This is a genomic window from Endozoicomonas sp. (assembly GCF_031844845.1).
Taxonomy (GTDB): domain Bacteria; phylum Pseudomonadota; class Gammaproteobacteria; order Pseudomonadales; family Endozoicomonadaceae; genus Endozoicomonas.
In genome coordinates this window covers 1-10,772 of the sequence record NZ_JAVRMB020000226.1, presented here as the reverse complement: position 1 = coordinate 10,772, position 10,772 = coordinate 1, and the positions used below count along the sequence as shown (strand labels likewise).

The following is a 10,772-nucleotide window of genomic DNA, read 5'->3' as shown; positions in this document are numbered from 1 at the left end:
AATAAGCCAGGACCCGAAAATAACCCCCTGCCATCCCATCCAGCGCCAGAATATATCCAGATAAAAACCACCGGTACTGGCGCCAAAGTAATAAAAAACCAGATACAGTGAAGAGGCACTGGCTTTTGCCGTTTGCGCATGATGGCTGACCCAGCTGCTGGCATTGGCGTGGGCAACAAAGAAACCAAAGGCATTCACCAGAAAGCCGGTAATAATCCAGCCAATAGATGCCCTCAGCATCAAACCTGAGCCCAGTATCAGCAAACAAACACCCAGTGCCATAATAGCAGGCTGCGTTAGCCAACCGGCTAATCGACCAGAGAACGCGGCACCCAATGTGCCACTGAGATAGGTTAAAAACAGCATGCCCAGCCAACTGGGAGACAGGTTATAAGGCGCCTCAGACAATAGAAATATCGCATAGGTGTACTGGTTAACAAAAATAAAGAAATTAAAGCCACTGATCAGAAAAGCAGTGAGTAGTAATGGATTCTTTAAATGCCCGAGCAGATCCCCAGCCACCTTTTTCAATCGCAGCGGGCCCGGCTGGAACTGTCTTGAATCCGGCAGCAGGTAGACAAACGCAATCAGGCATACCGCACTGAGCATAGCGACAAACAAAAAGGCATCAGACCAGCCAAACCAGTCCCCCATAAATCCGCCGATCAGCCGGCCACCAATGCCACCGAGGGAGTTGCCACTGATATAAAAACCCACCGCCAGGGTCAATGCAGGTTTGGCAAACTCATCGCCCATATAGGCAATGGCGATCGCCGGCACCCCCCCGAGGAAAAACCCCTGTACACCCCGAAGCATAACGATGTGCTGATAGTCACTGACTTGTGAAATCAGAAAAGCACAGAACACAGCGCCGGTCATGCTGTACCACATAAGTCGCTTACGCCCAATGGCGTCCGACAGCGGCCCATAGAACAGCAGTGAAAGCCCCAGCATGAAAGCGGTAATGGTAAAACTGAAACTGGCTTCCAGTGTAGAAAGGCTGAAACGCTCAGCCAGCATTGGCAGCAGCGGCTGACTGATATGAAGGTTGGCAAAGACCATGAACGAACCAAGACAAAGCGCAAGGGTTGCGCGCCAGAAGCTTTTGGTCCGAGCCTCAATCATGGTAACTGTCCCAATACCTTGTTAGTGAAATACGTCATTAATGGTCTCTGGTCACTCATTATTGATCCATTAATACCGATTTTTTATTTATTTTTATCACTCAGTGACCAGACGACTGGCACACGCAGTCTATGCAAAGAAAGCGACAACTTCCAAGTAGAATCACGTTATTTTTGTCGTGTTATTTTTAATATCCAGAACTCTTAATAAATATTAATCAATATGACTTCAGGGCATATACGGATACTTTTACTTCTTACAGGACTTTAGTCTCTACACAGCCATGAGCCAAAAACAGCCATGAGCCAAAACAGCACTCAGGAGCCGTAGAGATGTCCCATAATAATGAAGAAAGCCTGAACACCCTGCTCCAGACATTAATGGATAATGCTGACGACCATTCAGTGATGGATCTGCTGGAATCTGCCAATAAGGGATTCACCCTGGGAGCCAATGACTTTGTCGACCAGGCAACAGGTAAACAGTCGCCAGTCGATATAAAAAACAACCTGCGCACCTATCCCTTGGCACAAATTCTGATCAGTGTTGTCAAATACCATGAACTGAACAAAAACACGGACATTATCCGTAAAACCGTATTGGCCTTACTGGATAGTCTTGAAAACAGTATTCCTCCAGAGTCTTATGAATTGGAGGCAATGGAAACAACACTCCACTAACCATCACTGAATGAGGTAACTGAGCAATGATTGACCAGAGTACGTTGCAGGAGAGCGGTTATATTATCGTTCCTGACCTGGTGCCTCAGCAGTTACTCCAACCCGCGGTTGAAGCGATTACGCAGTTTCTTGATGTGGATCTTGATCAGCCCTCTACCTGGTACCGGAAAAACCTGGGCAGTAATGGCATTGTGCCCATCCATCACCATCAGGCGATTTGGGACATTCGCCAATACCCGCCGCTCTACCGTCTGTACGCGGACCTTCTCAAGACGGAGGATCTCTGGGCAAGGCTGGACCGCGCCTCCTTTAAGCCACCCTGGCGGCCAGAATATCCTGATGAAAAAGACAACAGCCCCATTCACCTGGACAGTGACCCGGAAAAGGTGTTCCTGCCAAGGTATCAGGGGATTCTTTATCTCATGGATACGGCGGATAACCAGGGCGCTTTCTGTTGTGTCCCAAGTCTGTACCAGGGTAAAAAAACAACACTGGACCGGGACTCACTATTTTTCAGCGATGAAGAACTGAACGGTCATGATATCGTCAACCTTGGCGGTAAAGCGGGCACCTTTATCCTCTGGGATTCCCGACTTCCCCATGCCAGCAGCCTGAACCATCATGATCAACCCAGGCTGACCCAATACATCACCATGCACCCGGCTGGCAAGCAAGACCATAACGAAGAAGATCAGGCCGGGCGCATTCAGTTATGGCGTGAGAAAAGGGCCCCTGAGCGCTGGCGTAACCTCCCCTTTCAACAGGATCCGGAGCCGGGTGAACCTGCTCAGCTGACAGCACTGGGCAAACAATTACTTGGGCTCTGAAGCTTCCTGAATAAGACGAACCGTCGTTTCTGTCAGGGCACTGACTGAACACCAGAACTTACTTCGTTCTTCCGGTGACTCTGGCTCACTCTCCCTGAGCTGCAGCAATCTTGCCTGTAGCTCAGCGGGACAAACGGCCTGTCGCTGTGGCGGTGTCACTCCGGGATAGTTTTCGCTATAAAACCGAACCCAGTCAAAACAAAGCCCCGGATCGGCCTTGCCACGAAAACCGGCAATCTGTTCATGGCCAACAATTTGCCGGGGATTCTGCAGGTTTGGGTAATGCTCTTTTAAACGGCTCACTACTCGATGAAGCGACAGATATTGAGCATCCGTAAAAGGAAACACATTCCCGTTGTAGTTCACCAGCTCTATTCCTATAGAGCAGTCATTCAGCCCCTGAACGCCTTCCCACTGACTCACCCCCGCATGCCAGCCCCGAAAAGCACGACCTTCAAGACAGTCCACCAGTTCATAAACTTCCCCATCCGTATCAATAACCAGATGGGATGAAACACAGGACTTCGGGTTAGTGAAAATAGCCAGCGTCTCCTGTAAATCCACAGCGGTATAGTGAAGTACCAGATACTCTACCGGGATAACCCGCTCATCCCGATTAACGGTTTTCAAACTGTTCACATTCAGAGCCATAGAAGCAGAACCTGTTAAAAATTATTTCACTTAATAATTCCCTGTTTTCCCCCACCCTACAAGATAGCTCGCACACTCCGCACTTTTACGGTAATTTTCACCCTTCATTTTCAGTGTAAATTTTCCGGAGAACCGATCATGGCCAAGGGGCTGCTAAAACATCAGGAGCGACAGGCCGCGTTAAGCCTGCTGGGCAAAGACCTGGCACGCAGGGCCAAGTCAAAATGTGAGATTTGTGAAGCGTCTGGTGTACCACTGGCCATTTATGAAGTGGCTCCGGTACCCAGTGAGCCAGACTACGATCACTGCCTGATGCTCTGCGAAACCTGTAAGACTCAGCTGGAGAATCCAAAACGTCTGGACCCCAACCACTGGCGTTGTCTAACCAAAAGTATCTGGAGCCAGTTACCGGTTGCTCAGGTGGTTTCCCTTCGGCAATTAAGGAAACTATCAGAAAAACAGGATTGGGCTATTGAGGCACTGGAACATGCCTACCTTGAGCCGGAAATAGAGAGTTGGGCTAATTCAGAGTTAAGTTAAAATAAGCTAAAATTCAAAAGCACCTCGACCCTTAAATAATTAAAAATTAAGGGTCAGGGTTTTCAAATGACAAGCTTTCTCGATTCATATATTTACTTTTGTATAAATAGCCAAACGACAATTCCTGTTTAAATTCCTCCAATGCTCCTTTGTCTGGTGCATGAAAGCCCCATCTGACTCATTTATTGTATTCAGTATCGCATCATCCAGAGCCTTCTCAGTATCATTTATTGGCATTGATGTTATTGTCGGCACCATAAATTGCTGATTATCACCAGCCCCCAGACGCATTCCCATAGAGTTAGCAAGATAGAACAATCCTTTTTCATCATCTCTAAGGAAGGTCACATAATGTGCCTCGGATATATTAACAGAACCCGCAAGCTGGTATTCAACCAGTTTTCCATCTACTCCATACTGCTCAATTTTCTCTGAGAGAATCATATCAGCTCTCTCGTATTTACCAAATGTGGGAGGTGCAAGCACGAGAACTTCAGGGTATACAAAGTCTGGGTCTGGGTTACGGGATAACTCATCCAGATAAAAGCGATTGAATGCCTCAGCCGTAGTCATACCCTTAAGTTGCTCACGGTTATCACCCGGGATAGCAAATATCTCAATTCGTTTTGAACACCCTGTGAAAGTTTGCACTGATCTTAAGTCCGCGACCATTTGACCAAAAAACTCATCAGGCTCAAGATTTACACCTTTACGGAGTTTAAAAATTCTGCGAATCTCATCAAGGTTATTATTCACCCTGATTGATTCAAGTTTCTCTGAATCATACTGAACTAAAACGCTCTGTAATTTTGGCAGCCGGTCAAGCGCTTCCAGAACTTTAACGTTATCCCTGTTAGTCTTCGGATTATCTGTATCAGTCCTTAGATTTTCTCTGCGATTCTGAGCCTTATCTACCGTCTCTCGAATTTGACTGATGAGTAGCCTAAGACTTCCCTGGTGTGACATACACATTAATACAGAAGCTATTGCACAGTTATTTTTAACTGCCTGAATTCCAGCCCCCTGCTTTACAGACACGGCACCGTGAGAGTAGCCTCTCACAGGGTAAGACCCTGCAATAGCCATCTTTGCAATTTCCTGTTTGCCAGCCTGATCCTGTGCTCGAATAGCCATGAATGCTTCCGCCAAAGAGGGTGTATCTGCATCAAAGAGAGTTTCATCATTCGCCGATGCGTCAAGAAGTTTTGTTAGCGCCTTTCGGAAAGCTTGTTCATGGTGTTGAGTCTGTGAATTTGCTGCCGGAACTCCTGGATATTCAGGCCTGATCATTGACGCCAAAGCCATGGCCCCATCAGTTTCAACTTCTTGAGCCATCATAAATGGATTTACATTCCAGGCAGGATATTCATTTCTTGGATGCTGTGCCCCATTGGCTACTGACTTGGCTCCACGGCTTGGAACAAACACAGGCGATTTCGCCTGTGTTTTGCTTACCGAATTTTCACTCTGCAACCCTTCGGTAAAAACCAACCTATGAGATTTTTCCGAGGGAGGTGATTGAGGAAGTATTTTCTTTGCGTGATTCTTACAGGCTGTAATGATTTTTCTCAGCTGATCTTTGACTCCCTTTTCAGCCTTATCAATGCCCTCCTTATTCAGTTCTACCACTCTGATATATTTGTTAACACCTTCTCTGACTTTACCATTCAGTAAGGGAAATGCTTTGTCAATTTGATCTATTATTTTATGAATTTGCTGATCTGTGATTCCAGACACAGAACCCTGAGGGTTTGGTGTAACCTGTGCTAAAAGTTCAGGCTGTTGGTTAGAAATCCTTGTCAAATCCATTTTCATGGAACCAGAAACTCTACCAGTGCCCAGTTCCCGCATATAATTGGCTATCCGCTCCTCAGACTGCTCATTCCTTTTATTAGTAGCTGGAGTTCTTTTAGTAGCTGGAGTTCTTTGGTTTCTTGGTTCGTACGTAGTTTCAAAATCATTGATTCTATTAGCTTCAACATTACCCGATGGGTTCAGTATGGTGTTATTGAAAAATCTGGGCCGTTGAGCTCCTTGCTGCAATTTGCCAAGCGCAGGGGGGGGAGATTGAGGTGGGCTTGATTGAAACTGTGTATAAGCTGTCAGAATTTCGGTCAGCTCATCATTACCGCCACATGCAGCTCCTTTGATAACATCAATATGTACTGGGATTTGTTTAAAAACAACCTTCATATCAGCCAGAGTTGCATCGCCGACGTCCCCCTCTAGATGGTGGATAATCTGATCAATTTGCTGACCTGTAGCTCTATTATTGCGCGATGATGAAGCACTGGCCTGCTTCTGTTCATCGTCAGAATACACAGACATTAAACATGCTAAGTTGACCCTACCCAAAGCCTTCTCATCTCCTGCACATGCAGAATTCAATGTCTTCTGTTCCATATTTACCTTTGTCGCCTGCTTAATAAAATCAAGAGTAAAGGGTTCAGCTCTGTGGTATTTAGAAATGAGTTCTTTATGAAGATTCTCCCAGTTGAATTCTGGTTCAGGACTTTGACTCTGCCTATTTAATGTTACAGCGAGAGCAAGCTGTTTGACTATAAACATGTCCTCTAGGACTCGCTGTTGATCTCGACCTTCTGCTCCAGGTGTTCTGCCCATTATGCGAGATGGAAAGGATACAGAGTCTTCCGTATAGTTTTTTTTCAGTCGAGCCCTTGTCAGCCCTTGAGAATTTGCGGGAGACCTGGAAGCCCCGGACTTAATGCCAGAAGATCTGGTACCAGAACTTGCCGTTTTCGCTAAGGCTCCACCTTGAGCAGCCGCTCTGCCAGTATCTGGTAGATGGGCTTGCTCACTCTCTAGCAAAGACAGAACACGAACACGAAACTCTTTAGAAGCTTGCTTATCGCCTGTAATGATTTTTTGAACCTCTTCAGGGGTATCCCTCAGCAGTCCAGCAAACTTATACTTTAAATTCGGATTAATAGGGTCTTTGCGACTGTACGTATCTGCTAATTTTATTAATGCCTGCTCAATCTGTATTTTACCGGCAGCAAACTCCTCAATTTGCGCTATAGGGTATTCTACATCAAAAGGCATTAAATCTTTAAATTCCTCACAGCATAACGCCCTCATATCACCCGCCAATCTTGATAATATATCAATCGTACTCTGCATAAAAATAACTTTATTGGTATAACAATCTAAAAGGCAATCATATAACTTTTCCAATAGTGTATTAACTTCATCTCCTGTTTTACATGCCCGCACCAACTGAAATAAATCATTCTTTATTTCACATAGCTGTCGAGCTGGAGAGTTCGTTAACGTATCTAAAGAATCTTTCAACTCACTAACTAATACCTCTCCCGTTTCAATCTGAATCGAAAAACTATCAAGTTTTTTGATATCATCTTTCATGCTATTGTAAGTAAAAAAATTGGATTCCAGCATGTTTTTAAGGTTGTGAACATAAGGACGTACATGCCGACAAAACACTTCCTTCCTGTCGTCCGCACCAACCCACACGGCTTCTTCCGTATCAAGGCTACCATTCTTTTTTTGGACGATGGCCTCCTTTGGATTTGGCGACGATTTGTCCATCCAAGACTTTACGGCATCAGGATTAAAAGTATTTGAGTCCATTCTTGGCATTTCCATTTACTCCTTAACTTTAAAAATCAGTATTAGTCATTTCGAAATCGTATTAAGTTTCGGTCACCCACCTAGATGAACGAAGGGATCAAATAACCCTCTTTATCAGAGTCGAAAATAATATTGATCTAATTGATTAAATTAGGATTTATCATATTTTTACCTAATATTTATTATTAGCCCTTTTAATTAGTAGTATTAGACTCAATTTATAAACCATAGTTCCTAAAAAAATTATATATATGCTAAATACTAATAACCTTCATCTGATAATTGCTAACTTTTTGAAAAGTATAGCTTATTAGACTAAAGACTATACCCATATGCGTCAGGAACCTGCTACCTGCCACCTGAAGTATTTGTAATCCTGTATAACACACTGAATATAGTCTGGAAATTTCAATATATGCCCCATAGCCCCCATAGCCAGAACTCATCCCCCATCAGAGACTTGCCCTTAAGGCGGCAAGGCCTTTATAGTCATAAGCATGAAACAATTATTAAAATATCTATCATGCCTGTTTATTCTGCCAACCACCCTACTGGCAGAAACAGAAGAGCCTGTCAGCCCGATCGGTGAGCTGGATCTTTTTCAGGTGGTGATGCCCATGTTAATGGTGGTCGGCCTGATTTTCGTACTGGCCTGGCTGGTTAAGCGCATTAACCCAAAGTTACCGGCCATGGGAAGAGATATAGAGCTACTCTCCAGTACGCCACTGTCTAAGCAGTCACGATTATCTCTGGTTCGGGTCGGGGGTAAAGACATTCTGATTGGTATTACGCCGCAAACCATTACCCTGATAAAGGCCTTTGATGAGCAAGTGGTCAATAAAGCCAATGAGAAAGGGCAGACGGATCTTGCTGAACAGTTTAAAAAGCTGTTGCGCCCCAATTCGAAAAGTAAAAAATCATTAGAGAGTTCTGAAAGCTGAGTTCAACATTAACCTGTATAACATCTGTTGCCTGCTAATAATTCACTTATTCAAAGCTTGGCACAGGAGTTATACAGGTCACGCACAGGTTATCCACAACAACCTGTATATATTGTAAAAATTGTCCAGACTTATTGCTCCATCATTTGAGATATCAACAGCATCATCTTCATTTCAGTTATACAGATTTGCTGAAGGAATTCCCGGTTTTCTTCACTGAGATAACCCAGAAATTCATTTTGCTCATCACGATCATGCCATTTCCCGCTCGCCATATTTTCCGGATAGTACTGTAAAAGCTTTTCCTTAAGACCATTGTGCTTTTCCTGAAGCACCATCAGCATACCGATCAGTGCTGCAGGCGTATCTCCTGAAATCGCCTGACGCAGCTTGATGTAATTGAAGTAGAGCATGACGATCCGCTCCGTACTGTCCCGAAGGCATAAAAGACAGAGATAAGACTCATCTGCAATGGGGAGTAAATTTAAAGCTGAAGAACCTGACTCTTTAACACTTTGCCCTTTCACATCAGTATCACTAACCCGCGACATAATAACCTCCTTCCCTGAGGTAATGTTTTCTTCAGGTTAATGCAATTGGCTAATAGATTTCCACAGTTTCACTGATCAACCCTCTGAATGAACTGTGGATAACTCCCTTTATCCCCTGTCATTACTAGGCAAAGAAAGAACTGTTTATTTTTTATACAGATGCATTTTGACTCACACTTCCTTCAAAATATTTGCCGGTGACTGGCTGAGAACACGACGGATTCCCAACCAGCCGGCAATCCCAAGAACAGTAGCCCCAAACAGGGGCAGAGCAAACCAGATAAACCAGGCCGGTTCCCAACTCAGCTCAAAAACCTGAGTATTCAGAAAGTAGCTGGCCAGCTCCGTTCCACAGGCTGCCAGAAAGCCCGCCAGAATACCGAATAGCACAAACTCCCCCACTTGCATGATCAGCAATTGTCGACGGGTTCCGCCAAGGGAACGAATCAATGCGCCTTCATGCAAACGTTCATCAATACTGGATTCAATAACCGACATCATTACCAGCAGTCCGGCTATCAATAGCGCAGCCAGCATCGCTTCAACCGCAATGGTGGATTGAGCCAGCATTTTCTGTACCTGACCGATCACCGCATCAAGATCCAGCAATGTCATGGTGGGAAATTGAGTAATCAACTCATTAAGCAGTAGCTTTTCTTCCGACTCCAGATAGAAACTGTTTAACCAGGTGGCTGGCAACTCCTGTAAAACAGCCCTGGGGAAAATCATGTAGAAATTAGGGCGAAAGGATTCCCACTGAACCGTGCGAATACTGCTGACCACTTCCGTAAATTCAGTGCCTGATACGATAAACGTCAGTCGGTCACCCAACTCAATACCAAGCTTTTGGGCAAGCTCCGACTCAATAGAAAGACCGTCATCACTGCCGGCAGTCCACCACCGCCCCTGCTCAAGGTGATTTTTTTCCGGCAATGCCTCTGACCAGGTCATGTTCAGTTCACGGTTCAGGGCATGGTTATTCTTCTCTTCCTTGGATACCGCTTCCCGGACCGGAACATCATCAATTCGAATCAAACGACCACGGATAATAGGATAGAGCTGACTGGTATCCACATCGTTGGCTGCCAGAAACTCAGAATAATCCGCCACCTCAGAAGGCTGGATGTTCATGGCAAAATAGTTGGGGGTCTCTTCAGGCAGTTCATTCTGCCAGCGCTCTAACAGGTCAGTACGGAGTAACAGCACCACGGCCATCGCCATAAACGTCAGGGTAAATGCCAGCAGTTGAGCGGATGTTTTTCCTTTACCCTGAATAATCCGGCTGACACCTGGCCGCCAGAACACCGGCAATTGGGCAAGACGCTGATGATTACCAAGATGACCGAGCAAAAACTGAACACCCATAGAGATCATCAGCAGTACGGCTCCTGAAACCATGGCCAGAATCAGGGCCATCATCACTTCACCGGTGTGGTACCAGAGCAACAGGAAGACAGCCATGAGTGACAAGCCATACACCAGCCATGAGGCCGCCGGAGCAGGCGACAGGTCACGCCTCAATACTCGTAATGGAGAAACCTCCTGAAGGCGTAACAAAGGCGCGAGGCCAAAACCGGCCAGCGTGATCACACCGGTTGCTCCCCCAACAATCATTGGCATGATGCCTGCCCCGGGCAACCAGGCTGGAAGAACACCTCTGAGCACCTGTACCACACCTTCCTGAAGCAGCCAGCCAATGGCAACCCCGGGCAAAGCCACCAGCACCGCCACAAAAGCCAGCTCACCCAATAGTAATTTCAGCACCTGCTGTCGGCTGGCACCAAAACATCGCATAACGGCACAGCTATCAAACCGCCGCTCGGCAAATCGCTGACTGGCCATGGCAAC

9 protein-coding genes are annotated in these 10,772 nt (G+C 45.7%); 4 read left to right on the top strand and 5 right to left on the bottom strand.

Features of this window, described 5'->3' with window-relative positions:
• Positions 1-1,125, bottom strand: a 1,125-nt coding sequence (locus tag RM811_RS11880; protein WP_402524416.1) for an MFS transporter, incomplete at its 3' end; no start/stop codon positions are given.
• Positions 1,126-1,457: 332 nt separating this feature from the next.
• Here RM811_RS11880 and RM811_RS11875 point away from each other — a divergent pair.
• Positions 1,458-1,805, top strand: coding sequence for a hypothetical protein (locus RM811_RS11875; RefSeq protein WP_402524414.1), 348 nt, complete (start codon positions 1,458-1,460; stop codon positions 1,803-1,805).
• Between the two features lie 26 nt (positions 1,806-1,831).
• Positions 1,832-2,632, top strand: coding sequence for a phytanoyl-CoA dioxygenase family protein (locus RM811_RS11870; RefSeq protein WP_402524412.1), 801 nt, complete (start codon positions 1,832-1,834; stop codon positions 2,630-2,632).
• Here the strand turns inward: RM811_RS11870 and RM811_RS11865 are convergent.
• Complete coding sequence (locus RM811_RS11865) at positions 2,618-3,283, bottom strand: N-acetylmuramoyl-L-alanine amidase (protein ID WP_402524410.1); 666 nt, start codon at positions 3,281-3,283, stop codon at positions 2,618-2,620. The two genes, RM811_RS11870 and RM811_RS11865, sit on opposite strands and share 15 nt — an antisense overlap.
• Positions 3,284-3,421: 138 nt before the next feature.
• Here RM811_RS11865 and RM811_RS11860 point away from each other — a divergent pair, with 138 nt between their 5' ends.
• Positions 3,422-3,823: a phnA protein gene (locus tag RM811_RS11860; protein WP_402524407.1), complete on the top strand. Its 402-nt coding sequence runs from the start codon at positions 3,422-3,424 to the stop codon at positions 3,821-3,823.
• Between the two features lie 84 nt (positions 3,824-3,907).
• Here RM811_RS11860 and RM811_RS11855 read toward each other — a convergent pair whose 3' ends face one another.
• Positions 3,908-7,441: a hypothetical protein gene (locus tag RM811_RS11855; protein ID WP_402524405.1), complete on the bottom strand. Its 3,534-nt coding sequence runs from the start codon at positions 7,439-7,441 to the stop codon at positions 3,908-3,910.
• Between the two features lie 488 nt (positions 7,442-7,929).
• On the opposite strand from RM811_RS11855, the gene fliO reads away from it, so the two are divergent.
• Positions 7,930-8,373, top strand: a complete 444-nt coding sequence (gene fliO / locus RM811_RS11850) for a flagellar biosynthetic protein FliO (RefSeq protein WP_402524402.1) — start codon at positions 7,930-7,932, stop codon at positions 8,371-8,373.
• A gap of 131 nt (positions 8,374-8,504) precedes the next feature.
• Here the strand turns inward: fliO and RM811_RS11845 are convergent, their stop codons facing one another.
• Both RM811_RS11845 and RM811_RS11840 read right to left on the bottom strand, forming a co-directional pair.
• On the bottom strand, positions 8,505-8,924 hold the full coding sequence (locus RM811_RS11845) for a hypothetical protein (RefSeq protein WP_402524399.1): 420 nt from the start codon (positions 8,922-8,924) through the stop codon (positions 8,505-8,507).
• A 171-nt stretch (positions 8,925-9,095) separates the two neighbouring features.
• Positions 9,096-10,772: ABC transporter permease (locus tag RM811_RS11840; protein WP_402524397.1), on the bottom strand; the 1,677-nt coding region annotated here is incomplete at its 5' end.